Raw genomic sequence first — 25,066 nt, 5'->3', positions numbered from 1 at the left:
GTCGGGGCCGGAACCGGGAGCAGACCTCATGCGCATCACCACCTTCGCGGCCCTGGCCGCTTTGAGCCTTGCGGCCGCCGCTTGCAGCAAGCCGGCCGAAGAGACCACCGCGGCTACCCCAACCACCGCCACATCCGACACCCTGTCGGCAGCCGATGCCGCGAGCCAGGCCGCCGCCACCGACTCGGCAACCGCGCCCGTGCCGAACAGCGCACCGACGCCCACGCCCGGCCCCGCCAGTCCTGCGGCCACCGCCACCCCTGAGACGCCCGCCACGGCGGATCCCACAGCAAGCCCGACGCCGAGCACCCCGGGAGCCGAACAGCAGCACTAAGGCTGCGGGTCAGAGCCCCAGGTCCAGGGCCGGCGTCCGCGCAGGTCCTGGGCCCAGACCGCGCGCCATGTGCCATCCGAGCTGCGATAGAGTTCGGCCGCGCCGCCCCGCTGGAAGTCGGCCGCGGAGAGCACAAGGCGCGCGCCGCAGTTCGGCGGCGGCGTCGGGCCCCGCCAGATCAGCACCTCCGCCGAACTGCAGAGCGCTTGAGCGCGTCCGTCGGCGAGCGGTCGCTTGAGGTTCCAGGCCGCCGCCAGGGCCACCGGCGCGCCTGCCTGCGGTGCGCAGCTCCACCGATCGCAGTTGAAGGCCGCGTCCCGGCGCGCAGGGTCCTGCACTGCCAGTCCATGACGACGCGCCCAGAGCTCCGCCCCGAACAGCTTCACGTCGGGTCGCAGCAGCAGGGCCTCGCCGCCCGTGCGGACGGCGACCGCGGCGCCGTCTGCGCTGACCCACGCGGCTGGCGCAGGTGGGCGCGGCGCAAGGGATACCGACAGCGCCAGAGGCAGCCCCAGCCAGCGCAAGCGCCCGCGCCAGAGGCAAAGCCACAGGATGCCAAGAAACGCGGCCGGCAGCGTCCAGCCGGGACCACTGGACACCACCAGCTCCGCAAAGGGCGCGGCGGCCGCCGCCTGGGCGATACGGTTCAGAAGGCTGATGGCGAAGCCGGCGGCCGCCAGCGGAAGCTCGCCCAAGCCAACCGGCGTGAGGGCCGCGCCCAGCGCGAGGGCCGGCATCATCAGGAAGGACGAGACCGGCGCCGCGGCCAAGTTGGAGATGAGGCCCCAAGTCGCCACGCGGTTGAAGTGGTGCATGGCGATAGGCCCCGTCGCAACGCCGGCAACGAAGCTCGCCCCGAGGCTTGCGGCGAGCCATACGCCAATCGCCTGAACCAGGCGGATCGGCCAGGGCGTGTTGATCTCACGGGCCGGGCGCGGCCAGGCTTCCGCAAGAGCGACCAGCGCCGCCGTCGCTGCGAAGGACATCTGGAAGCCCGGTTCGGTCACCGCTTCCGGCTGGATCAACAACACCGCCATGGCGGCAAGCGCCAGCGCGTGAAGGCTGATGGCTTGCCGATCCACAAGGATGGCGCAGAAGGCGACCGACGCCGTGACTGCGGCGCGCACAGCCGGCGGCGGCGCACCGGACAGCAGCAGGTAGCCCCCGACGGCGGCGAGCCCCACGATGGCGGCGACCTTCTTGCCGCTGACACGGAGGGCCAGCCATGGCCAGGCGGCGATCAGCAGGCGGGCGAGTGCAAAGGCGAAGCCGCCCACGATGGCCATGTGCAGGCCGCTGATGGAGATGATGTGGGCGAGACCCGCGGTGCGCAGGTCCTCCACCTGCTCCCGGGGCAGAAAGGCCTCTTGCCCCGTCGTCATGGCTGCGGCCAGCCCGCCCGTCTCGGGCCCCAGGGTGTCAACGATCCGGCGCGAGAGCTCCCACCGGGCGGCGTTGACGGCCATCGTCAGACGCAGCCGCCAGGGCGCTGGAGCTTGCGGCTCCCAGGTAACCGGCGGCGACAACGCTAGGCCGACGCCGCCGACGCTTTCGAAGAAGGCGTCGCGGGCGAAGTCGTAGGAGCCAGGGCTTGCCGGCGGCGGCGGCGGATTGATCAACGCCAGCAGGCGCACCGGCGCACCCGGCGATGGAAGGTACGCACCAGGGCGCAGGGTGACCCGGACGCGAGCCGGAGTGGCCTCAGGCGACCAGTCGCCGATCCTGTAGGGCGCGATCAGCAGGCGCTGCCCGCCCTCCCCGGGCGCGGCCACATCGACCACCCAGCCTTCCAGACGTTGCGCGCCGGCGGCGGGCGGCGCGATGGGCGCAGCCACCCGTTCGGTCCGCACCTTCGCGGCGCTGAAGCCGCCAATGGCGCAGGCCGCCAGGACAAGGACGATCTTCGCCCCGCGCGGATGGCTGACCGCCGCGAGGGCCAGCAGAACTGCGGTGATGGTCAGGCCTGCCCAGGCGACGAGCGCCAGGGGCTCGCGCGGCAGGCTGAAGTAGAGCGCCGCGCCCAGGCCGAACGCGACCGGGGTCCACAAGGTCCAGCGATCCAGCTGCATGGCGGCCTGATCGCCGAGCCACCGCTGGGCCCGGCCAAGGCTAGGAGGGCGCCGAATCGACGTGCTAAGAGGCCCGCCCCATAGGCCGGCCGCTGGCGCCGGCGCAGCCGAAGCCTCCATTAGCTCTATGTCCGACCGCCCCGTCGTCACCCGGATCGCCCCCTCGCCCACCGGCTCCATGCATATTGGCACGGCCCGCACGGCGCTTTTCAACTGGCTTTACGCCAAACATACCGGCGGCAAGTTCCTGCTGCGCATCGAGGACACCGATCGCGAGCGGTCCACCGAGGCCGCCGTGCAGGTGATCTTCGACGGCTTGAAGTGGCTGGGGCTCGAAGCTGACGAAGAGCCGGTGTTCCAGTTCGCCCGCGCCGCGCGTCATCGCGAGGTGGCGGAGGCCTTGCTCGCAAACGGCGGCGCCTATCGCGACTACATGACAGCTGAGGAGCTGGAAGCTGAGCGTGAGCGCGCCCGGGCGGAAGGCCGGGTGGTCCGCTCGCCGTGGCGGGACGCCGACCCGGCGACCTATCCGGATCGCCCGTTCGCCGTGCGCCTGAAGAGCCCCCTGCAAGGCGAGACGGTCATCGACGACCAGGTGAAGGGGCCGGTGACGTTCCAGAACAGTCAGCTGGACGACCTGATCATCCTGCGGTCGGACGGCACGCCCACCTACAATCTCGCGGTGGTGGTGGATGACCATGACATGGGGGTCACCCACGTGATCCGCGGGGACGACCACCTGGCCAACGCGGCCCGCCAGACGCTGATCTATCAGGGCATGGATTGGGCGACGCCGACCTGGGCGCACCTGCCGCTGATCCACGGGCCGGACGGGGCCAAGCTGTCTAAGCGCCATGGAGCGCAGGCGGTCAGCGAGTTCGACGACATGGGCTACCTGCCGGAAGCCATGCGAAACTACCTGGCCAAGCTCGGCTGGGGTCACGGCGACGACGAGATTTTCTCCGACGAGCAGGCCATCGCCTGGTTCGACATCAAGGACGTGGTCGGTGCGCCGGCGCGCCTGGACTGGGCCAAGCTGAACCACCTGAACAACCACTATATCCGCCAAGCGGACTCTGCCCGGCTGACCGGACTGGTGGTCCAGATCCTGAAGAGCCGCGACGTGCAGGTGCGCGAAGCCGACCTCGCCGTGATCGAGCGGGCGATCCCGCTGGTGCGTGACGGCGCCAAGACCACCCTGGAGCTCGCGGACGCGGTGCTGTTCGTGCTGAAGCGCCGGCCGGTCGAGCTGCCGGAAAAGGCCCGCGGCATGCTCACGGACGAAACCAAAGCTCGGCTTTCGCGCTTGCGAGATGCGGTGGCTGAAGAGGCCTGGGAAATCCCGGCTCTGGAAGCCCGCATCCGCGACTTCGCGGAGTCGGAAGGCGTCGGCATCGGCAAATTTGGGCCTGCTCTGAGAGCAGTGTTGTCTGGGGGAGCCCCTGCACCGGACCTGGCGAGCACTTTCGTTGCCCTGGGACGGGATGAAAGCCTTGGCCGTATGGACGATGCGCTTTCGCAGGCGCAGTAAAGCGGTATAACGCAGCGCGAAACGCGCGTTCGAAAACTCATACAAGTGAGGATGGCATGGGCGATACGGCGAAGATCGACATCGAGGGCAAGAACGTCGAGCTCCCGGTGATGAAGGGCACGCTCGGCCCGGACGTTGTCGATATCCGGAAGCTGTACGCCGAGACCGACACCTTCACCTACGACCCCGGCTTCACGTCGACGGCGAGCTGCGAAAGCAAGATCACCTTCATCGACGGCGACAAGGGCGTGCTGCTGCACCGCGGCTACCCCATCGACCAGCTGGCGGAGAAGTCGAACTTCCTCGAGGTCTGCTACCTGCTGCTGCACGGCGAACTGCCGAGCGCGGCGGAGTTCACCGAGTTCGAGCACAACATCACGTACCACACGATGGTGCATGAGCAGTTCGATCGCTTCTTCATGGGCTTCCGTCGCGACGCCCACCCGATGGCGATCATGGTCGGCGCCGTGGGCGCCCTTTCGGCCTTCTATCACGACAGCACCAACATCAACGATCCGGAGCAGCGGATCATCTCGGCGCATCGCATGATCGCCAAGATGCCGACGATCGCCGCCCGGGCGTTCAAGTACTCCAAGGGTCAGCCGTTCGTGTTCCCGCGCAACGAACTGTCCTACTCTGAGAACTTCCTGCGGATGTGCTTCTCGGTGCCGGCCGAGGATTGGAAGCCGAACCCGGTCCTGACCCGCGCCATGGACCGCATCTTCATCCTGCACGCGGACCACGAGCAGAACGCGTCGACCTCGACTGTCCGCCTCGCCGGCTCGTCGGGCGCGAACCCGTTCGCCTGTATCGCAGCCGGCATCGCCTGCCTCTGGGGCCCGAGCCACGGCGGCGCGAACGAAGAAGCGCTGAACATGCTGCAGGAGATCGGCACGGTCGATCGCATCCCCGAGTACGTCCAGGGCGTGAAGGATCGGAAGTACCGGCTGATGGGCTTCGGCCACCGGGTCTACAAGAACTACGACCCGCGCGCGAAGGTCATGCAGAAGACCTGCCACGAGGTCCTGGCGGAAGTCGGCCATGCGGACGACCCGCTGCTGAAGGTGGCCATGGAGCTCGAGCAGATCGCGCTCAACGATCCGTATTTCGTCGAGCGCAAGCTCTACCCGAACGTCGACTTCTACTCGGGCATCACCCTGCGGGCCCTCGGCTTCCCGCCGGACATGTTCACCGTTCTGTTCGCTCTGGCGCGGACCGTTGGCTGGATCGCCCAGTGGAAGGAAATGATCGAGGATCCGTCCCAGAAGATCGGCCGTCCGCGCCAGCTCTACACCGGTGCGCCGCAGCGTGATTACGTGGCGGTCGACCAGCGCGGCTAAGCCGGCGCTGGACAGTTGAAGATCCAAGGCCCGCGCCGCAAGGCGCGGGCCTGTTTCGTTGAGAGGCCGGCTACGACTTTCCGCCGAGTTGACGCAGCGGAAGCGTTGCTCCACGAGCCAAGCTTGGCCTTTAAGTCCCGGAGAGCTCATGCCCCGCGCCGCGACGTCCGCCCGCTTCAAGCTGCTCGCCGCTATTGCCGGGGTCGCCCTTATGGCGCCGCTGTCCAGCGCGTCGGCCCACTTCCGGCTGCTCTCGCCGGCCACGACCCTGGCTCAGAACGCGCTCGGAGACCCGCAGAAGCTGGCTCCTTGCGGCGGCACGAGCGCGAACCCTGGTGAGCCCACGGGCGCAGTGACCGAGCTGACCGGCGGCGGCGTTCTTCAGCTGAAGATCCAGGAAACCGTGTTCCACCCCAGCCACTACCGCGTGGCCCTTGCCGTGAACGGCCCAGCCGAGTTGCCCGCCGATCCGGAGACGACCACTCGCGAGACGCCTGAAGGTCCCTACTCCGTCTCAGCCAAGATCGAGGCTGATCCCAAGCCGCCCCTGCTTGCCGACGGCTTGTTCCCGCACACGGAGAAGCTGCCGCAAGGCCAGATCCTGGAAGCCGAGCTGAAGGTCCCGAACATCGACTGCGAGGACTGCACCCTGCAGGTGATCCAGTGGATGGGAGAGCACAGCTACAATCCCGATGGCGCGTACAGCTACCACCATTGCGCCACGCTGCGGATCAAGTCCGATCCCCGCCTTCCGCTCGACACCCGCTGGCCCAAGGCCAAGCGCGCCCGCAAGGGCTAGGCCGCCTCACGACGCCGTTTGAGTGCCAAGCACCTTCAGCAGGGCGTCGGCGGCGAGCTCTGACGGATCTGGGCCGCCGCGCCCCATCTTGTCCAGGGCGGCGTACTGCGCGGCGACCTGCGCCGCGCGCAGTTCGGGGTCATCCAGCCGGAGCCCGACTTCCCGGGCCAGAGCCGTTCCGTTGCAGGCGTCCTGGACCAGCTCCGGTGCAATGAAGTCCTGCGCCGCGATGTTGAAGAGGGTGATGTACCGGGTTCGGATCATCCGCTTCAGAAGAGCGTAGGTCACCGGACCGATGCGATAGCCCACCACCATGGGCACGCCTGCCAGAGCCAACTCCGTGGTCACCGTGCCGGAACAGGCCAGGGCCACCGTCGCAGCTTTCATGGCGTCATGCTTGGCGCCGTCGCCCTCCACCACGTGCGCGCGGTGCGCCCAGCCGGCGACGCGGGTCTTCACCATCTCGGCGACCGTAGGGGCGGCCGGCACCACCACCTGGAGATTTGGCCGCTCAGCCTTGAGCACGGCGACGGCATCCTCGAAGGCGGGGAGCACACGAGCGATCTCGCCCGGCCGGCTGCCGGGGAGCACGAGGAGGATGGGATCCTCAGGGCTTGCGCCGATGGCCTGACGGAGGCGAGCGGGATCAGCCTTGGAGAAGTCGATGTTCAGCGCCGAGTTGCCGACAAAGGTGGTGGGCAGACCCTCGCTTTCGAAGAAGGGCGGATCGAAGACATGGATCGCCAGGAGGTGGTCCATGGTCTCGGCCAGTGTCTTGGCCCGCTTGGGACGCGTCGCCCATACCTGCGGGGCCACGTACTTCACCAGCGGCAGCTTCGGGTCGAGCTTACGAAGGCCCTGCGCCACACGCAGGGTGAAGCCCCACGAGTCGATCAGCACCGCAAGGTCCGGCTTCTCACGCGCCGCGACGGCCACCGTATCCCGCACCCGCCGCACGATTTTGGGGTAGGCCATCAGCCCTTCGAGCAAGCCGATGATTGAGATCTCGGCGATGTCGAACGGGCTCTGAACACCCTCGCCTGCCATCTGCTGGCCGCCCACGCCGACGAACCGCACGTCATCGCCCAACCGACGGCGAAGGGCGCGGGCGAGCGCCGCGCCGCGATCGTCGCCCGAGGCTTCGGCCGCGACCAGCATCACGGTAAGGGGGCGCTTCATGGCTCCATCGGCTCGATCGACTCGACGCCCAGGATAAAAAGGCCAAGGGCGTCGGCTTCGGCGATCATCGCCTCGCGATCGAGAACGAGCAGCCGACCGGCCTCCCCCACAATCCCGGCAAGCCCTGCGCGCGCCGCACCGCGGACGGTGGCCAGGCCCACGGTCGGCATGTCGACGCGGGTCTCCTGGATTGGCTTCGGCGCTTTGGCGAGCACACCGCGCGGCGCGCCAGGGCGACCACGCAGAGCCTCAGGCAAGCCGGCCGTCCTGGCCAGCATGGCGTCCGTACCCTCCTGCGCTTCCACAGCCAGCACCAGGCCATCGCAAACCACTGCGCCCTGCCCGATGTCGAGCCGTCCGATGGCCCGGGCGACCTCAAGCGCGCGTTCCACGTCGGCCATGACGACGTCGCTGGGGTGATGACGGCCGAGGGCGCCGATCGGCAGGCGCAGGTCGTCCATGACCTCATGCGCGCCTTCGACGGCGAAGCCTTCCTTCTCGAACTCGGCGACCAGCAACCTCAGAAGTGCGTCGTCGCCCTTACGGGCGGCCACGACCGCCGAGGGCAGCAGCGCGAGACCGCGCAGATCGGGCTTAAGGGACGAGAAGTCTGGACGGCTGACGTTTCCGGCAAGGCACACGGCCTGGCAGCCCGCGCGCTTCAGAGCCGCGATGCACTTGCCCAACTCCGCGATGCCGATCTCCGCTCCGGGAAAGCTCGCGAGCTCCGGGCCGGCGAACCCCTTCAGACGGACGACGAAGAGGTCCCGCCCCGCCTTTTCGCAATGCTCCGCGATCTCGACGGGCAGGCTGCCGCCACCGGCGATCAGGCCGAGCTTCTCCATCAGACCTCTCGGTCAGGGAGGCAGAGCGGCCGGTTGGAGTCCGAACGGATGAAGTCGATGATCTCCATCACCTCCGGCGAGTTCGCATAGGTCTGAGCGGTGTCTTCCAGACGTTCCTGGAAGGTGCCCTCGTTGGCGAACAGCATCCGGTAGGCGGCTCGCAGGGTATTGATCGCCTCACGGCTGAAGCCGCGGCGTTTCAGGCCGACGAGGTTCAGACCCTCCAGGTGGGCGTGGTTGCCCCACACAGAGCCGTAGGGGATCACGTCCTTCACGACGGCAGCCAGGCCGCCGATCATCGCGTGGCGGCCGACACGGGTGAACTGGTGGACGGCGGCCAGACCGCCGACGATCACGAAGTCGCCCAGCAGGCAGTGCCCGCCCAGGGTGGCCTGCTTGATCAGGATCACGCTGTCCCCGACCACGCAGTCGTGCCCAACGTGGCTCTCGATCATGTAGAGCCCGTTGGACCCCACCTTGGTGACGCCGCCGCCGTTGACGGTGCCCAGGTTCATGGTCGCGTGTTCGCGGATGACGTTGTTGTCGCCAACCACCAGGCGGGTGTCTTCGCCCTTGTAGGCGGTGTGCTGCGGCGGCCCGCCGAGCACCGCGAAGGGATGGACCGTGTTGTTAGCGCCGAGCTCGGTCCGGCCTTCGATGACTACATGCGACAGCAACCGGGTGCCCGGGCCCAGGCTGGCCTTCTCGCCGACGATGCAGAACGGCCCGATGCTGACGCCGTCGTGCAGCTCCGCTCCCTTGGCGACGATCGCCGTGGGGTGGATGTCGACGCTCACTCAGGGGTCTCCACGACCATGGCGGCGAACTCGCACTCGGCGGCCACCTTGTCGCCCACGCGCGCCTCGCCGCGGAACTTGAAGATATCGCCGCGGTGACGGACCACGTGCACATGCATGCGCAGTACGTCGCCCGGACGCACCGGCTGGCGGAAGCGGGCGTTGTCCACGCTCATGAACAGGATCGTCTTGCCGGCCACATCCACGTCCAAGGTCTTGGACATGAGCACCGCGCCGGTCTGGGCGATGGCCTCGATGATCAGCACGCCCGGCATTACCGGATAGCTGGGGAAGTGCCCCTGGAAGAAGGGTTCGTTCACCGTCACGCACTTGATGCCGACGATGGACTCGTTGGGCTTGTAGTCCTCCGCTCGGTCAACGAGCAGGAAGGGATAGCGGTGAGGTATGCGAGCCAGGATCTCGGAAATGTCGATCTGGGTCGGCGCTTGATCCGCCGGCGTCTGGCTCATTCTTCAGCTCCCTCCCGCCGGGTGGCGCGTCGCGCCAGCCAGGCGGTTTCCCGCATCCACTGCCGGATCGGACGCGCGGGCATGCCGCCCCACGTCTCGCCCGCCGGCACATCCTTCATCACGCCGGCGGCGGCCCCGATGCGGGCTCCGTCGCCGATGTTCACATGATCTGCAACGCCAGCTCGTCCGCCGAACTGGGCTCCGTCGCCAATGGTCACACTGCCTGAGATGCCGGTGTGCGCGGCCATCACGCAGTTACGTCCGACGCGGACGTTGTGTGCGATCTGCACCAGATTGTCGATCTTGGTGTTCTCGCCCAACACGGTGTCATCGAACGCGCCGCGGTCCACGCAGCTGTTCGAGCCGATGGTCACCCCGTCCTGGATGATCACCCGTCCAAGCTGAGGGATGTCCACCAGCCCGTTCGCGCCCATTGTGGCCCCGAACCCCGGCTCGCCGATCACCGCGCCCGCCAGGATCTTCACCCGGTCTCCGATCAGCGCGAAGCCGATGGTGACGTTGGCGGAAATCTCGCAGTGGCGGCCGATCGCGACCCCAGGACCGATCACGGTGTTTGCACCGATCACCGTGCCTCGACCGATCTGTGCGCCCGCTCCCACCACCACGCCGGGCGCCAAGCGGACGCCCTCCTCCAGCCGCGCCTCCGGCGATACGGCGGCGTCGGCCGACAAAGTCCGCGCTCGGTGCAGACGGCGCGCCGCGGCGGCGTAGGCGCCGTGCGGCATGGGCGTCAGCAGAGCCGCGCAGCCTTGCGGCACGGCGGCGAGGTCCTTGGGATGGATGAAACAGGCGCCGGCCTGAGCCTGGCGCAGACCGTCCGCCATACGGCGGTCGGAGAGGAAAGTCACCGTGTCGGGGCCGGACTGGCTGAGAACCGCGACGGCGCGGATCTGTCGCTGGCCCAACTCGGGGCTGGCAAGCTCGGCGCCCGCCAGCTCTGCAAGCTCCTGCAGAGTGACGGGGCCAAGGTCTTCAAAGAAACGCGGATCAGGCATGGCGCAAGCGGACGCGATCCGCGCTCAAGTGGAAGTTCGCTTACCTTCTAGCGGGAGTCGCAGGACGCGCAGCGCCCGGAGTCTGTTGGATCGCCGGCGCGGCCGTCTGTTGGTCCAGACGCTCACGCTCGAACGCGAACTGGGTGATCTTGGCGTTCAGCGCGGTCACCACGGTCGGGGTGATGTCCATGGCCGGGTTGCCCAGGAGGATGGCATTGCGCTGCAGGAGCACCGAGCAGCTGCGCTGCTGGTAAGCGGTGCGGATCAGCGGCTCGAGCTCGCTGCCGATGCGGCCCAAGGCCTTCTGCTCGGTCGCCTGGACTTCGCGGTTACGCTGCTGCGTCTTGCGGTCAAAGGCGTTGGCGCGGACCTGAAGGGCGGCGGCGCGCTGTTCCAGGGTGTTCTGGTCGAGCGTGGCGCGCTGGGTGTCCAGCGTCTTGGCTTCGTTCTCGATGGCGGTGCGCTCGCCGGTCAGCTCGGCGTTCACCTGAGCGACGATCTGCTGCATCCGGGTATCGACGTACTTGCCCACCGTGGAGCCGGCCACAGCCGCTTCCATGGAGATGATGCACAGGCCGGGAACGGCCGGGCCATGGTTCAGCGCCGGAGCGGCGGGCGCTGCGGCGGCGGGTTGTTGGGCGAGCGCGCTCTGACCGGCGGCCAGAGCAACGGCCACGGCGCAAGCCGCCACGGCCAAAGGCTTGAAAGTCATAGGAGTCTAGAACCTGGTTCCGCTGGTGAATCTGAAAGTTTCGGTCTTGTCGTAGTCTTCTTTGGCCAAAATCTGGCTGAAGTCGAACCGGATGGGTCCCATTGGGGAGCGCCAGAAGATGCTGATGCCGGCCGAGGCGCGCAGCGACAGGTCGTCTCGGATGTTAGGGTTCGGGAACAGCACGGGTTGGCCCGACGCGTCGGTGATAAGCCCGAGCGAGGGGTTGTTGTTGTCCTTGTAGCGCGCCTGCAGCTTGTCAATGTCGTCCACCATGCCCAGCGTACCGAAGTCGCTGAACAGCGCGGCCTTGATGCCGTACTGCTCGGGCAGGAAGGTCGGCAGGGCCAGCTCGACCGTGCCGATCGCGTAGGCCTTACCGCCCAGGGAGCCGGACTGGTCCCCAAACGTCAGGTCGCGAGGACCGATGCCGGCAGTTTCGAAGCCGCGGAAGCTGTTGCCGCCCTTGAAGAAGCGGTCGTTCACACGCACGCGGTCGCCGCCCCAGCCAGTCACATAACCGGCGGAGCCCTGGATCTGCAGCACGAGTTCGCGCGTGAAACCCCAGTACCAGCCCGCGTCACCTTCGGTCTTCACGTATTGGACGTCGCCGCCAACGCCCGCGAAGTCCTGATTGAAGCCGGCGTAGAAGCCGCGGGTCGGGTTGATGGGATCGTTACGACGATCGACGCGGTAGCCGTAGCCAACCAGCGAAGTCAGGTACTTGCCTTGCTGGCCGCAGAGCACCGCTGAAACCGCGCCAGACAGGCCCGAGCAGTAGGTGCCGGGGACTTCGACGTCATCCTGGCGCAGGGTATACTGCAGCGATCCGCGAGAATTGAGGCTCAGCGGGAACGCGACTCGCGCGCTCGTCCCGACGCTTTCAGTCCGGTAGGACTGGAAGCGCGTCATATCGAGCTTGTAGTAGTAGACGTCCACGCCCGCGGCCATGTCGCGGCCGAGGAAGCGCGGCTCGGTGAACGACAGGTCCACCTGTTGGCGCAATGAGCCGAGCGAGACACGCGCACGCACGTTCTGACCGCGGCCACGGAAGTTGCGCTGGGCGATACCCAGGTCGATGACCAGCTGGTCCACCGACGAGTAGCCAGCGCTGAAGGAGAGCTCGCCCGTGGGCTGCTCCTCAATCTTCACCTGCAGGCCCGTCCGGTCCGGCGCCGTGCCCGGAGTTTCGGTGATCTCGACGTCCTTGAAGAAGCCGAGCGCCTTTACCTGGTTCTCGGAACGGTCGACGAGGGCGCGATTATAGGCGTCGCCTTCCGACAGGCTCAGCTCGCGCCGGATCACGTAGTCGAGCGTCTGGGTGTTGCCGACGATGTCGATGCGATCGACGTAGACCCGCGGGCCTTCCTTCACCTCGAAGGTGACGTCGATGGTGCCGTTCTCGCGGTTGGGCGTGTAGCGCGGCGTCACGTCCACGAAGGCGAAGCCCGCAGCGCCGGCCGCAAAGGTCAGGGCGTCGGTGGATTGCTCGATCACCTCGTCCTGGTAGGTCTGGCCGGTGCGGATCGGGATCAGCGCCTTGAGCACATCCTTGTTCAGGCGTTCGAGCTCGGTCTGAACCTCGACCTTGCCGAACTTGTACTCCTGCCCCTCGTCCACCGTGTAGGTGACCGCAAAGCCGTTCTTGTCGGGCGCCAACTCGGCCACCGCCGAAGCCACGCGGAAGTCGTAGAAGCCGCGGTTGCGGTAGTGCTTGCGCAGCTGCTCGCGGTCGTACTCCAGCCGATCGGGATCGTAGTTCGCGTTGCTGGAGAAGAACTTGTACCAGCGCGACTGCTCGGTCACGACCACGTCGCGCAGGTCGTTGTCCGAGAAGGCGCGGTTGCCGAGGAAGTTCACCCGCAAGATGCCGCTCTTGGGGCCCTCGTCGATCTTGAAGATCAGGTCGACGCGACGCTGCGGCAGTTCGACGATCTGCGGCGTCACGCTGGCGCTGATGCGGCCGGAGCGGCGGTAGAGTTCGATGATCCGGGCGACGTCGCTCTGGGCGCGGGCGCGGGTGAAGATGCCGCGCGGCCGGACGGTGACTTCGTCGCGCAGCTTGTCTTCCTTGAGCGCCTTGTTGCCCTCGAAGATTACGCGGTTGATGATCGGGTTCTCGACCACGGAGACGATCAGGTCGCCGCCCTGGAACTCGATGCGCACGTCCGAGAAGAGGTCGGTGCGGAACAGGGTCTTCAACGCCAAGTCGATGCGCGCGGGATCGACCGTGTCGCCCGGCTGGATCGGCAGGTAGGAGGCGACGGTCGATTGCTCGATCCGCTCGTTCCCCCGCACCAGGATGCGCTGAACCACGCCGGAGGTCACCGCCGCGGCAGGCGGCGTCGATGGGGCCGCGGGCGCAGCCTGGGCCGGCGCGGCCGGAGCCTGAGCCTGAGCCGGCGCGACCGGAGCCTGGGCCTGAGCGAGCGCAAAGCCAGGCGTCGCCAAAGCCGTCGAGCCCAGAAGCAGGGCAAGGCCGGAGGCGAGCGCGGCGCTGCGGGCGCGGGGTCTGTGCATCGAATCAGCCATTTTGGAAAAGCCGGTGACTACGAGAATAGCCCACCGAAAAGTTTGAACACACGCAGGCGCTGCAGATCGTTCCAGGTCGCGAACAACATCAATCCGAGCACCAGCGCAAGACCGACCCTGTACCCTGCCGCCTGAACCTTGGCAGCAAGAGGGCGCCTTGCGATCGCTTCGTAGCCATAGAAGAGCAGATGGCCGCCGTCGAGAACGGGAATGGGCATCAGATTCAGGAAGCCGATGCCCACGGAGATGTTGGCGATCAGCTCCAGCATGGTGATGAGGCCGTTCACCGCCAGCGAAGACGCGTTGGGCGAGGCCTCGCTGGTCTTCTTGGCGATGTCGCCGGATAGCTGCGCCATGCCGAGCGGCCCGGACAGTTGCTCGGCGGTCTCACGGCCGACGAACAGCCGGCCCAGGTAGTGAACCGTGGTGGAGATCACCTCCCAGGTCCGCTCCACGCCGCCGCTCAGGGCGGCCAGAGGACCGTAGCGCTTGATCTGGAAGTCGCCCGGCTGCGGCTTGTACTCGAGCCCAAGGACGCCGAGCCGTTGCTCGTGGCCCAGCCGGTCGATGATGACGCCGCGCTTGGGGGTGGCGACCAGCTCAACAGGACGACCGTCCCGCTCGACGATGAAGCGGATCGGGGTATCGGTGCGCAGGAAGACGATGGTCTGAAGGGCGGCGAAGCTTTCGATCTTCTTGCCGTCGGCCTTGAGCACCACATCGCCCGCCTGGAAGCCGCCGGCCTGCGCCGGGCTGCCCGGCTTCACCCCATCCACACGAGCCGGCGAAACGGGCTCGCCAAGCGCCATCAGGAGAACAGTGAAGATCCCGATGGCGAGGAAGAAGTTGGCGAAGGGACCCGCGGCAGTGATCACCGCACGCTGCCACAGGGGCTTGAAATGGAAGTAGCGGTTGAGCGCCCCCTCCCCTTCTCGCGCCACAAGGCTGGCCCGCATGGCTTCGAGGTCGTCCTGGTCAGGGGCGCTGGCGGCGTTCTCGTCGCCAGCGAAGCGCACGTAACCGCCCAGCGGCAGCCAGCCGATGCGCCATTGCACGCCGTCCTTGTCCTTCCAAGCGGCCAGGGGCTTGCCGAAGCCGATGGAGAACTGATCGATCTTGGTGCCGAGCCACTTGGCCGCCAGAAAGTGGCCGAGTTCGTGAACCGTGACGACCACCCCAAGGATGATCAGGAACGGGACGATGTAGAACAGCAGGTTCAGCAGGAAGCCGGGCATCGGCGCAACTCCATCAAGCCGAAGCCATAAGGCCGGTGACGACCTCGTCGGCCACGCGGCGCGCCGTCGCATCGCTGCTGCGGGCCATCTCGAGAGGATCCTCGTCGCCGGCGCTCAGCAGGTTCTGCCGATCCATGCGCTCAAGGGTTTCGGAAACGGTGGCGGCGATGTCGAGCAAGCCGATCCGGCGCTCCAGAAAGGCCGCGACGGCGCGCTCGTTGGCCGCGTTCATCACGGCCGGCGCCCGGCCGCCCGTGGCCAGCGCCCGCTTCGCGATTCCCAGAGCGGGGAACCGGGCGAGATCCGGCTCCTGGAACGTCAGCGGACCGGTTTTGACGAGGTCCAGCCGCGGGGCGGGCCATGGGAGGCGGTCGGGCCAAGCGAAGGCGCAGGCGATGGGCGGGCGCATGTCCGGAGGCCCGAGCTGAGCCAGGGTTGAGCCGTCCGCGTATTCCACCATGCTATGGATGATCTGCTGCGGGTGGACCAAGACCTCGATGCGCTCCGGCGGCATGGCGAACAGGTAGGCGGCCTCGATCACCTCGAGCCCTTTGTTCATCATGGTCGCTGAATCGACCGAAATCTTGGCGCCCATCGAGAAGTTCGGATGGGCGACCGCCTGCTCCGGCGTGGCGCGGGCCATCTCCTCGGCAGTGGCGTTGCGGAACGGGCCGCCTGAGGACGTGAGAATCAGTCGTTCGACCTGCTGGGCGTTCTGCGGCTCCAGCACTTGGAAGATGGCCGAGTGCTCGGAGTCGACCGGAATCACCGCGCCGCCTGCAAGCTTCGCGCGACGCAACAGGGCGGGCCCGGCGCAAACCAGGCTTTCCTTATTGGCCAGGGCGATGACGGCGCCCGAACTGGCGGCCGCCAAGGTGGGTGCAAGACCGGCGAAGCCCACGATGGCCGACATGACCCACTGGGCGTCCATCGAGGCGGCTTCCACCACGGCGTCAGCGCCAGCAGCCGGGCGAACGCCCGATCCCTGCAGCCGCTCCCGCAACTCGGGCAGGCATTCCTCGTCTCGGATGACCGCCACAGCAGGGCGCCAGCGCAGGGCCTGCTGCGCCAGCTTGGCGACGTTGCGTCCGGCGGCCAGGGCGACCACCTCGACCTCGACCGCGGACTTCTCCAGGAGGTCCAGGGTGGAAACGCCGACAGAACCTGTGGAGCCAAGCACCGTCACTCTACGCGGCAGGTTCAATGTCCCCATCCCCAGTGGTTGGCCAAGCGCGCGGCCGCCATGACCACCACGGCGAACATCAATCCGTCGACCCGGTCCAGCAGGCCGCCGTGCCCCGGGATGAGATCGCCGGAGTCCTTCACGCCGAACCTGCGCTTAAGCGCCGATTCCCACAGGTCGCCCGCCATGGTGGCGAAGCCGACCACCAGACCGATCAAAGCGGCGGCCCACAGGTTCAACTGGAAGGCCGGCATGATGATCTTGGGCAGGTCAATGTCGAGAGCCGAAGGCGCGGCGACCAGCGCCCCGACAGCACTTGCGCACGCCAGGCCGCCGAAGAAGCCGGACCAGGTCTTGTTCGGCGAGAAACGGGGCCAGAGCTTGGGACCCTTCAGCATGCTTCCGACTGCGAAGGCGCCGATATCGGCCGCCCAGGTCACAAGCAAGGTCATGAGGACCCACCACTGACCCTGGTTGGTGAGGCGGAGCCAGATCAGGCAGATGGCCGCGGGCGCCAGATAGAGGACGCCGAAGGCGGCGTCGGCCGGGCGCTCCGCGACGCCACGGGCCACCAAGGCCGCGGCCGCCGCGCCCACGAACATTGCGCCCCACCCCCAAAGCGGGTGCGAGAGGTGGGAAAGGAAGACGCAGGACAGCACCGCCACCGTGACCGCCGCAGCCACCCGGACCGGCGCGCGCGGAGCGCTCATGCCGCCCCACTCGATCGCCAGAACGGACACGCCGACGGACACCAGCAGCAGATAGGGCCAGCGGGCGTCGATCATCACGCAGGCCATGACGGTGGGCGCCAGCACCAACGCCGACACCACCCTCAGGCCCAGGTTGGACCAGTCGAAGCGTTTAGCCGGCGGCAAGGACGTCATCAGCGAGAACGGCGCCGTACCGACGCTCGCGGCCGGCGAAGATCTCCAGCGCGGCCTTCAGGTGTTCGGCGCCGTAGTCGGGCCACAGCACGTCCTGGAACACCAGCTCCGCATAGGCGGCTTCCCAAAGAAGGAAGTTGGAAAGGCGCTGCTCGCCCGAGGGGCGCACGATCAGGTCTGGCGGCGGCGAGTCGGCGGTGCTGAGCTGGCCGGCGAAGGTCTGTTCGTTGAGGTCCTCAGGCCGGGCGCGCCCCAGGGCCACGTCTTCGGCGAAGCGGCGGGCCGCTTCCACGATGTCGGCTTGACCGCCGTAGTTGAAGGCGATGTTCAGGTGGAAGGCGTCGTTGTGGGCGGTGCGAGCCTGAGCGTCCTCGATCAGCTTCACGAGTTCACCCGACAGGCCTTGCCGGCGACCGACCACCCGCACGCGGACACCTTCACGCTCCAGGCGCGCGATGTCGCTTTCGAAGTAGCGCTTGGGCAACGCCATCAGCTCCGCCACCTCGGCCGCAGGGCGGCTCCAGTTTTCGGTGGAGAAGCCATAGACGGTGAGCCAGCGGATGTTCATCTCGGCCGCGGCCGAAACGGTGCGCTTCAGCGCTTCGACGCCGGCCCGGTGACCCAGCGAGCGCGGCAGCCCGCGCCGCTTGGCCCAGCGCCCATTGCCGTCCATGACGATCGCCACGTGCAACGGGCGGCTCGCCTCTGCGCCCCTGGCTTGGGCGCCCGCGGTCGGGTTCTTGTCTTGGGCGGCCATGGGCGTCCTTGGGTCTATCGGGCGTCAGACGCTCGCACGACTAGACCTGCATGATCTCTTGTTCTTTGGTTTTCAAGGCTTCGTCCACCCGCTTGATGGACTCGTCGGTCATCTTCTGGACCTCGCCCTCCATCCGCTTCTGCTCGTCCTGATTGATGACGCCGGCTTTTTCGGCCTTCTTCAGGTCGTCGTTGGCGTCGCGACGGATGTTGCGGACAGCAATGCGCTGCTGCTCGGCGTACTTGCCGGCAATCTTCGCGAGCTCCTTGCGGCGCTCCTCGGTCAGCGGCGGGATCGGAATACGTAGGTTTTGACCGTCGACGACCGGGTTCAGGCCCAGGCCCGAGTTGCGGATCGCCTTCTCGACCGAGACCACCAGGGCGCGGTCCCACACGTTCACGGTGATCATGCGCGGCTCAGGCACGCTGACGGCGCCAACTTGGTTGATCGGAACGCTCGAGCCGTAAGCGTCCACGTGCACCTGGTCGAGGAGGCTGGCGGAGGCGCGGCCCGTGCGCAGGCTGCCGAACTCTTCCTTCAGCGCCGTAACCGCCTTGTCCATCCGGTCCCGGTACTTGGCGAGCACCGGCTTTTCGGTCGTGGCCATGGACTTGTCTCCCGTATGTCTGTCGTCGTTCGTGGCCGCTTAGGCGATCGTCGTGAAGACGCCTTCGCCCCGCAACGCCTTCACGAAGTTGCCCCGTTCGCGGATCGAGAAGACCACGATCGGAATATGATTGTCGCGCATCAGGCTGATGGCCGAGGCGTCCATGACCCGCAAGTCCTTGGCCAGGACTTCCTGATAGTCGAGCGTTTCGTAGCGCTGCGCCGATGGATCCTTCTTGGGGTCGGCGGTGTAGACGCCGTCCACGCTGGTGCCCTTGAAGAGCGCGTCGCAGCCCATCTCGGCCGCCCGCAGGGCCGCCGAGCTGTCCGTGGTGAAGAAGGGTGCGCCCAGGCCAGCGGCGAAGATCACCACCCTGCCCTTTTCAAGATGGCGCAGCGCCCGGCGTCGCACGTACGGCTCGCAGATCGCCTGCATCGGGATAGCCGACTGCACGCGGGTGTAGATGCCGATCTTCTCGAGCGCAGCCTGAAGGGCCAGCGCGTTCATCACCGTGGCCAACATGCCCATGTAGTCGGCGCTGGCCCGCTCCATGCCGGTTTCGGCGAGCGCCGCGCCCCGGAAGATGTTGCCGCCGCCGACGACCAGGCAGACCTGCACGCCTTCGCGCACCGCCTGGGCCACTTCCTCGGCCACGGCCGAAACCGTCTTGGGATCAATGCCGAACTTATCGCCGCCGACACCGGCCTCGCCAGAGACCTTCAGGAGGATCCGTTTGTAGCGCGGCGGAGCGTCAGGCATTCGGCGGGTCCATCTTCAAGCGGCGGGAACAGGATAGATCAGGACAATCGCGAGCCGAAACACAAGCCGCTCGACCAAGTCGCGATGCATCCCTCACACAAAATTTGAGCCAATCCCGTCGCCGGAATTGGCCCAAGGGTTGGACGCGGCGTCGCCGCCGCGCCCCGTAACCGTCTTAGGATTGGCCCGACAGCTGGGCCACTTCCGCGGCGAAGTCGTCCGTCTTCTTCTCGACGCCTTCACCCAGGCCGAAGCGCACGAACGCCTTCACGGACACGGGCGAGCCGAGTTCCTTGGCGGTGTCGGCGACCAGCTGCTCGATGGTCTGATCCGGGTTCATGACGAAGGGCTGCTTCAGGAGCACCACTTCTTCCTGCCACTTGCGGATACGGCCTTCGACCATCTTCTCGGCGATCTCGCGGGGCTTGCCCGATTCCATCGCCGTCTGGGTCTGAACTTCGCGCTCACGCTCCACGACCGCCGGATCGAGATCGGCCGGCGACAGCGCCAGCGGCGAGGTCGCGGCGATGTGCATCGCGATCTTGCGGCCGACTTCGTTCAGCTTGGCCGCGTCGCCAGCGCCCTCCAGCGCGACGAGCACGCCCAGGCGGGCCACGCCTTCGCCCTGCACGTTGTGCAGGTAAAGGGCCACGGCGCCTTGATCCACCGACAGGCGGGTCGAGCGACGCAGCTGCATGTTCTCGCCGATGGTCGCGATCAGGTTCGTGACCAGGTCGCTGACGACTTCACCCGAAGCGGTCTTGGCGGCGGAGATCGCCTCCACGCCTTCGACGTCCAGGGCGACCGTCGCGATGTCGCGCGCGGCGTTCTGGAAGCGCTCGTTCTTGGACACGAAGTCGGTTTCGGCGTTGAGCTCGATCAGCACGCCGGTCTTGCCGTCAGCGCTGAGCTTGCCGGCCACCAGGCCTTCAGCCGCGGCGCGGTCGGCCTTCTTGGCGGCCTTGGCGAGGCCCTTGGTGCGCAGCCAGTCGACCGCGGCGTCCATGTCGCCGCCGTTCTCGATCAGCGCCTTCTTGCAGTCCATCATGCCCGCGCCGGACTTCTCGCGCAGGTCCTTGACCAGCGCAGCGGTGATTTCCGCCATGGTCAGCTCCTTCATGTTTGAAACGGGCGGACCTCTCGCGAGGCCCGCCCAAAGGATCGATCAGTTCAGCGAACGTCTCGCGACGTCCCCCGAAAGGCTTACTGAGCCGGCTGCTCGGCGGCTTCTTCGGCCGGAGCGGCTTCCGGGCTCAGCTCGCGAGCCAGGGCCGGCTCGACCGGAGCTTCCGAAGCGCCCAGGTCGACGCCCGAAGCGGCTTGGCCGGCGGCCAGACCGTCGAGGATCGCGTCGGCCATCAGGTCGCAGTACAGCTGGATCGCGCGCGCGGCGTCATCGTTGCCCGGGATCGGGTAGGTGATGCCGTCCGGATCGCAGTTGGTGTCGAGGATCGCGATGACCGGGATGTTCAGCTTCCGGGCTTCCTGGATCGCGATCGCTTCCTTGTTGGTGTCGATCACGAACATCAGGTCCGGGATGCCGCCCATGTCCTTGATGCCGCCGAGGGACAGGTCGAGCTTGTCCTTCTCGCGGGTCAGGGTCAGCAGTTCCTTCTTGGAACGGCCTTGGCCTTCGCCGGTCACGGTGCCTTCCAGTTCGCGCAGGCGCTGGATCGAGCCCGAAACGGTGCGCCAGTTGGTGAGCGTGCCGCCCAGCCAACGGTGGTTCACGTAGTACTGGGCGCAGCGCTTGGCGGCGGTGGCGATCGGCTCGGAAGCCTGACGCTTGGTGCCGACGAACAGGATGCGGCCGCCGCCGGCGGCGACTTCACGAACCTTCACCAGAGCCTGGTGCAGGAGCGGGATCGACTGCGACAGGTCGATGATGTGGATGTTGGAGCGGCTACCGAAGATGTAGCGTTCCATCTTCGGGTTCCAGCGGTGCGTCTGGTGACCGAAGTGCGCGCCGGCTTCCAGGAGCTGACGCATGGAGAATTCGGGAAGAGCCATCGGCTTTGTTGTCCTTCTTCCGGTTGAACCTCCGCAGGCACCCTCCGAAGAGGACCGGAATGGAAACGGCGGGATGTCTCCCCGCGCGTCGCCAAACGCCTGCGTGTGGAATGAGGCGGGCAAATAAGGGCTCGGAGCCGAAATTGCAACCGCCGCGACGGTTGCCGCGCCGAAGCCAAGCTGCGAAGCTTCACCTTATGCGTGAGACCTGCATCAAGATCGCCCTGAGCGCGACCGTCGCCGCCGTGACCGTAACCGGCGCCGCCCAGGCGCAGACCGGCTTCGGCTCCAAGAAACCCGGCGGCTTCGGGACGTTCAAGCCGAGCGGCTTCGGCGCGCCTAGCCCGCAGCCAGCCCACAAGGCCCCTGGCGTCAGCCAAGCGCCTGGCGTTCAGCCCCGCCGCACCACCACGACCGAGATCAAGCCGATCGAACCCATGACGCCTCTGGGGCCGAAGGCGGACGAGGAGCCGTTCAAGCCCTACAAGGCGTACGAGACGCCCGCGCCGGCCAAGCCCAAGTCCCGCTTCTAGGGCTTAGAGGTCCTCGACGAAGACCACGCCGGGCGCGGTCTTCAGAGCGCCGCGCACCGCCCCGTCCAGCGTGAAGCGCCCCGGCAGCTTCAGCTCCACCTCACGCTGCCCGTCGAGGCTGGCGACCAGCAGCACCTCTCCGCCCCGTGGGTTGGACACGCCTTCCAGGCGACGCTTAAGCGCCTCGATCTCGGCGCTGCGCGGCGCGACGTGCACACGCAGGCCGGCGACCACGTTCGCGATCGCCTTCTCCACGGGCTCGGCGTCGTCACCGAAGAAGCGCACCTCACCGTCGCTGGCCTTGGCTCGGACTTTGAGGGAAATGGCGGCGCCGGGCTCCAGCACCTCGCGGCAGCGGCGCAGGGTCTCGGGCGGGAACAGCACTTCGTATTCGCCCGTAGGATCCGACAGGGTCACGAAGGCGAACTTCTCGCCCGTTCGCTGAGACGCCTTCTCCAGCTTGCGGCGGACGACGCCGGCCATGCGGATGGCCTCGGCGCCGGCGAGCGCCTTCTGGATGGCGTCGGCCAGAAGCTCGGTGCGCTTACGACGCAGCAGCGGGACCATGTCCTCCAGCGGGTGCCCCGACAGGTAGAAGCCCACCGCGGCGAGTTCCTCGTCCAACCGGTCGGTGGGCGTCCAGGGCTCCACCTTCGGCATCTTCTTCTTCTGGGCGGCCACGAGGTGGTCGTTGCTGTCGCCGAACAGGCCGCCCTGGTCGGAGGCTCGCTGGGCCGACACGCTCTGACTGATGCCCACGAGAAGATCGGCCGCGGCCACAAGCTGCGCCCGGTTCGGGTGGATGGCGTCGAAGGCGCCGGCCCGCGCGAGGGTTTCGAAGGTGCGCTTGTTGACGAGCTTGGGATCCACGCGCTCGACGAAGTCGAAGATGTCCCGGAATGGCCCGCCCTGGCGGCGGATGTCCACCACGTGCTGCATGGCCTGCATGCCGACGTTGCGGATCGCGCCCAGAGCGTAGAGGACCTCGCCATTCTCCACCTCGAAGTCGGCGGCGGAGCGATTGATGCAAGGCGGATTGATCTTGATGCCGAAGCGCTTGGCGTCCTGGTAAAACACCGACAGCTTGTCGGTGTTGGCGATATCCAGGCTCATGGACGCGGCGAAGAACTCGACGGGCGCGTTCGCCTTCAGCCAGCCCGTTTGATAGCTGACGTAGGCGTAGGCGGCGGCGTGGGACTTGTTGAAGCCGTAGCCGGCGAACTTATCCACGAGGTCGAAGATCGAACCGGCGTGATCAGGGTCGACGCCCTTTTCCTTCGCCCCTGAGACGAAGCGTGCGCGCTGCAGCTCCATCTCTTCCTTCTTCTTCTTGCCCATGGCGCGGCGCAGAAGGTCGGCTTCACCGAGGCTGTAGCCCGCCAGGATCTGGGCGATCTGCATCACCTGTTCCTGGTAGACGATGATGCCGTAGGTCTCGTTGAGGACCGGCGCCAGGCTGGGGTGCAGGGTGTCGATCGGCTTGCGGCCAAACTTGCAGTCCACGAAGGCCGGGATGTTGTCCATCGGACCCGGCCGATAGAGCGACACGATGGCGGTGATGTCTTCCAAGCTGTTGGGACGCAGCTGGCGCAGGGTGTCGCGCATGCCCTGCCCTTCAAGCTGGAAGACCCCCACAGTCTGGGCGTTGCTCATCAGCTCGTAGGTCTTGGCGTCATCGAGCGGCAGCTTGTCGATCTCGACCCGCGCGCCCCGCTTTTCCATGTACTTCAGGGCGCGGTCGATGACCGTCAGGGTCTTCAGGCCCAGGAAGTCGAACTTCACCAGGCCGGCGCTTTCGACCCACTTCATGTTGAACTGAGTGGCGGGCAGCTCGGAGCGCGGATCCTGATAGAGAGGCGTCAGCTCGGTAAGGGGCCGGTCGCCGATCACCACGCCGGCAGCGTGAGTCGAGGCGTTGCGGTAGAGACCCTCCAGCTGCAGGGCGACGTTGAGCAGGCGGGCGACCGCCTCGTCCTCGTCCCGCGCCTGGCGCAAGCGAGGCTCTATCTCGATCGCCTTGGCGAGGGTCACCGGATTGGCCGGGTTGTTCGGGACCATCTTGCAGAGACGATCCACCTGCCCCAGCGGCAGCTGCATCACCCGGCCCACGTCGCGCAGCACGGCGCGCGCCTGCAGGGTGCCGAAGGTGATGATCTGCGCCACGCGGTCGCGGCCGTAGCGCTGCTGGACGTAGTTGATCACCTCCTCCCGCCGCTCCTGGCAGAAGTCGATGTCGAAGTCGGGCATGGAGACCCGCTCGGGATTCAGGAAGCGCTCGAACAACAGGCCGTACTTGAGAGGATCAAGGTCCGTGATGGTCAAGGCATAGGCCACAAGGGAGCCCGCGCCTGAACCGCGGCCGGGGCCTACGGGGATGTCGTGCGCCTTGGCCCACTTGATGAAGTCGGCCACGATGAGGAAGTAGCCCGGGAACCCCATCTGAGTGATGATCCCGATCTCGCGCTCCAGCCGCTGCTCGTAGTCCTCAGCCGGGAAGGCGTTCGCCTGGCCGCGAGACATCCGCATCTTCAGCCCCTCACGCGCCTGGTCGGCGAGTTCGTCGGCCTCGGACCGGCCTTCGTTCGTGAACTGAGGCAGGATCGGGTTGCGCTTGTGCACCATGAAGGCGCAGCGGCGCGCGATATCCAGCGTGTTGTCGCAAGCCTCGGGCAGGTCCGCGAACAGCGCGCGCATCTCGGCGGCCGGCTTGAACCAATGCTCGGCGGTGATGCGCCGGCGCTCTTCCTGCCCGACAAAGCTGCCGTCGGCGATGCACAGCAGGGCGTCATGCGCCTCGTACATCGACGATTTGGCGAAATAGGCGTCGTTGGTTGCGACGAGGGGCACATCCTCCTCGTAGGCGAAGGCCACAAGCTCGCCTTCGGCCGCAGCCTCGGACGGCAAGCCGTGACGCTGAAGCTCCACATAGAAGCGGTCGGCGAATGCGCGCTTCATTTCCGCAAGCGCGGCGCGGCCCTCCTTGACCTTTCCGGCGGCGAGCAGCGGATCCACTGGCCCGTCCGGACCGCCCGAAAGCAGCAGCAACCCTTCCGAATGCTCGACGACCTTGGACCAAGGCACATGCGGCTCGTCCGTGGCCTCGATGTCGGTGTAGGCGATGGACGAGAGGACCGACAGGTTCAGGTACCCCGTCTCGCTTTGCGCGAGCAGCACCACCGTCGGAGTCTTCGCCCAGCGCTCGGGAGCCTTCTCACCGATGCCGCTGACCGGCAGGGCGCAACCGACGATGGGTTGAACACCCGCGCCCTTGGTGGAAACCGAGAACTCCAGCGCACCGAAGAGGTTGGCGCGGTCCGCCAGCGCCACCGCTGGCATCCCGTCAGCCTTTGCCATTTCGCCGATCTTGTCGGCCTTCATGGCGCCTTCCAGGAGGGAATAGGCCGAGCGGACCCTGAGGTGAACGAAACCCTGTTCTTCCCCGCTCACGCTCGCCGCCTCCCCCATCCTGCTCATGGC

22 protein-coding genes are annotated in these 25,066 nt (G+C 67.1%); 5 read left to right on the top strand and 17 right to left on the bottom strand.

The genetic code is table 11. From position 1 onward, the window contains the following. Positions 1-28 precede the first annotated feature (28 nt). On the top strand, positions 29-334 hold the full coding sequence (locus DJ018_RS12310) for a hypothetical protein (RefSeq protein ID WP_111515237.1): 306 nt from the start codon (positions 29-31) through the stop codon (positions 332-334). Here the strand turns inward: DJ018_RS12310 and DJ018_RS12305 are convergent. Further along, on the bottom strand, positions 331-2,403 hold the full coding sequence (locus tag DJ018_RS12305; RefSeq protein WP_240609533.1) for a ComEC/Rec2 family competence protein: 2,073 nt from the start codon (positions 2,401-2,403) through the stop codon (positions 331-333). The two genes, DJ018_RS12310 and DJ018_RS12305, sit on opposite strands and share 4 nt — an antisense overlap. 118 nt (positions 2,404-2,521) lie before the next feature. On the opposite strand from DJ018_RS12305, the gene gltX reads away from it, so the two are divergent. The 3 genes from gltX to DJ018_RS12290 all read left to right on the top strand — a co-directional run bounded on the left by gltX (position 2,522) and on the right by DJ018_RS12290 (position 6,073). Beyond that, a complete protein-coding gene (gene gltX, locus DJ018_RS12300; protein WP_240609541.1) occupies positions 2,522-3,934 on the top strand; it encodes a glutamate--tRNA ligase in 1,413 nt (470 codons plus the stop codon). Between the two features lie 56 nt (positions 3,935-3,990). Further along, on the top strand, positions 3,991-5,274 hold the full coding sequence (gltA, locus tag DJ018_RS12295; RefSeq protein WP_111515234.1) for a citrate synthase: 1,284 nt from the start codon (positions 3,991-3,993) through the stop codon (positions 5,272-5,274). 148 nt (positions 5,275-5,422) lie between these two features. Next, complete coding sequence (locus DJ018_RS12290) at positions 5,423-6,073, top strand: SCE4755 family polysaccharide monooxygenase-like protein (protein ID WP_111515233.1); 651 nt, start codon at positions 5,423-5,425, stop codon at positions 6,071-6,073. Positions 6,074-6,079: 6 nt separating this feature from the next. Here DJ018_RS12290 and lpxB read toward each other — a convergent pair whose 3' ends face one another. The 15 genes from lpxB to rpsB all read right to left on the bottom strand — a co-directional run bounded on the left by lpxB (position 6,080) and on the right by rpsB (position 21,056). Then, complete coding sequence (lpxB, locus tag DJ018_RS12285; RefSeq protein WP_111515232.1) at positions 6,080-7,252, bottom strand: lipid-A-disaccharide synthase; 1,173 nt, start codon at positions 7,250-7,252, stop codon at positions 6,080-6,082. Further along, complete coding sequence (gene lpxI, locus DJ018_RS12280; RefSeq protein WP_111515231.1) at positions 7,249-8,097, bottom strand: UDP-2,3-diacylglucosamine diphosphatase; 849 nt, start codon at positions 8,095-8,097, stop codon at positions 7,249-7,251. Before lpxI ends, lpxB begins: the two co-directional genes overlap by 4 nt. Next, positions 8,097-8,894 (bottom strand): acyl-ACP--UDP-N-acetylglucosamine O-acyltransferase, encoded by a 798-nt coding sequence (lpxA, locus tag DJ018_RS12275; protein WP_111515230.1) that lies wholly within the window; start codon positions 8,892-8,894, stop codon positions 8,097-8,099. Before lpxA ends, lpxI begins: the two co-directional genes overlap by 1 nt. Then, a complete protein-coding gene (gene fabZ, locus DJ018_RS12270; RefSeq protein WP_111515229.1) occupies positions 8,891-9,364 on the bottom strand; it encodes a 3-hydroxyacyl-ACP dehydratase FabZ in 474 nt (157 codons plus the stop codon). The genes lpxA and fabZ overlap by 4 nt, the downstream gene beginning before the upstream one ends. After that, positions 9,361-10,380 (bottom strand): UDP-3-O-(3-hydroxymyristoyl)glucosamine N-acyltransferase, encoded by a 1,020-nt coding sequence (gene lpxD / locus DJ018_RS12265; protein ID WP_111515228.1) that lies wholly within the window; start codon positions 10,378-10,380, stop codon positions 9,361-9,363. Before lpxD ends, fabZ begins: the two co-directional genes overlap by 4 nt. 40 nt (positions 10,381-10,420) lie before the next feature. Further along, the gene (locus DJ018_RS12260) at positions 10,421-11,092 is read right to left on the bottom strand and encodes an OmpH family outer membrane protein (protein WP_111515227.1); all 672 of its coding nucleotides are present in this window, start codon (positions 11,090-11,092) and stop codon (positions 10,421-10,423) included. Between the two features lie 6 nt (positions 11,093-11,098). After that, positions 11,099-13,621, bottom strand: coding sequence for an outer membrane protein assembly factor BamA (gene bamA, locus DJ018_RS12255; protein ID WP_111515226.1), 2,523 nt, complete (start codon positions 13,619-13,621; stop codon positions 11,099-11,101). Positions 13,622-13,638: 17 nt separating this feature from the next. Continuing rightward, on the bottom strand, positions 13,639-14,856 hold the full coding sequence (locus tag DJ018_RS12250; protein ID WP_111515225.1) for a M50 family metallopeptidase: 1,218 nt from the start codon (positions 14,854-14,856) through the stop codon (positions 13,639-13,641). 13 nt (positions 14,857-14,869) lie between these two features. Next, positions 14,870-16,069, bottom strand: coding sequence for a 1-deoxy-D-xylulose-5-phosphate reductoisomerase (gene dxr, locus DJ018_RS12245; protein ID WP_111515224.1), 1,200 nt, complete (start codon positions 16,067-16,069; stop codon positions 14,870-14,872). Continuing rightward, positions 16,057-16,923, bottom strand: coding sequence for a phosphatidate cytidylyltransferase (locus DJ018_RS12240; RefSeq protein ID WP_111515223.1), 867 nt, complete (start codon positions 16,921-16,923; stop codon positions 16,057-16,059). Before DJ018_RS12240 ends, dxr begins: the two co-directional genes overlap by 13 nt. After that, positions 16,901-17,680 carry a polyprenyl diphosphate synthase gene (uppS, locus tag DJ018_RS12235; RefSeq protein WP_111515222.1) on the bottom strand — a complete coding sequence of 260 codons (780 nt, stop codon included), beginning with the start codon at positions 17,678-17,680 and terminating at the stop codon, positions 16,901-16,903. Before uppS ends, DJ018_RS12240 begins: the two co-directional genes overlap by 23 nt. 40 nt (positions 17,681-17,720) lie before the next feature. After that, positions 17,721-18,287 (bottom strand): ribosome recycling factor, encoded by a 567-nt coding sequence (gene frr / locus DJ018_RS12230; protein ID WP_111515221.1) that lies wholly within the window; start codon positions 18,285-18,287, stop codon positions 17,721-17,723. A gap of 39 nt (positions 18,288-18,326) precedes the next feature. After that, positions 18,327-19,046, bottom strand: a complete 720-nt coding sequence (gene pyrH, locus DJ018_RS12225; protein WP_111515220.1) for a UMP kinase — start codon at positions 19,044-19,046, stop codon at positions 18,327-18,329. A 175-nt stretch (positions 19,047-19,221) separates the two neighbouring features. Continuing rightward, positions 19,222-20,151 (bottom strand): translation elongation factor Ts, encoded by a 930-nt coding sequence (tsf, locus tag DJ018_RS12220; protein ID WP_111515311.1) that lies wholly within the window; start codon positions 20,149-20,151, stop codon positions 19,222-19,224. A gap of 98 nt (positions 20,152-20,249) precedes the next feature. After that, positions 20,250-21,056 (bottom strand): 30S ribosomal protein S2, encoded by an 807-nt coding sequence (gene rpsB, locus DJ018_RS12215; protein WP_111515219.1) that lies wholly within the window; start codon positions 21,054-21,056, stop codon positions 20,250-20,252. A 197-nt stretch (positions 21,057-21,253) separates the two neighbouring features. Between rpsB and DJ018_RS12210 the strand changes: the two genes are divergently transcribed. Next, on the top strand, positions 21,254-21,589 hold the full coding sequence (locus DJ018_RS12210; protein ID WP_111515218.1) for a hypothetical protein: 336 nt from the start codon (positions 21,254-21,256) through the stop codon (positions 21,587-21,589). Positions 21,590-21,592: 3 nt separating this feature from the next. On the opposite strand, the gene dnaE is transcribed toward DJ018_RS12210, so the two are convergent. Then, a complete protein-coding gene (gene dnaE / locus DJ018_RS12205) occupies positions 21,593-25,054 on the bottom strand; it encodes a DNA polymerase III subunit alpha (RefSeq protein WP_111515217.1) in 3,462 nt (1,153 codons plus the stop codon). Between the last annotated feature and the right edge of the window lie 12 nt (positions 25,055-25,066).

Source organism: Phenylobacterium deserti, assembly GCF_003254705.1.
Lineage (GTDB): Bacteria > Pseudomonadota > Alphaproteobacteria > Caulobacterales > Caulobacteraceae > Phenylobacterium > Phenylobacterium deserti.
This window is presented reverse-complemented; position numbering and strand designations above follow the sequence as displayed.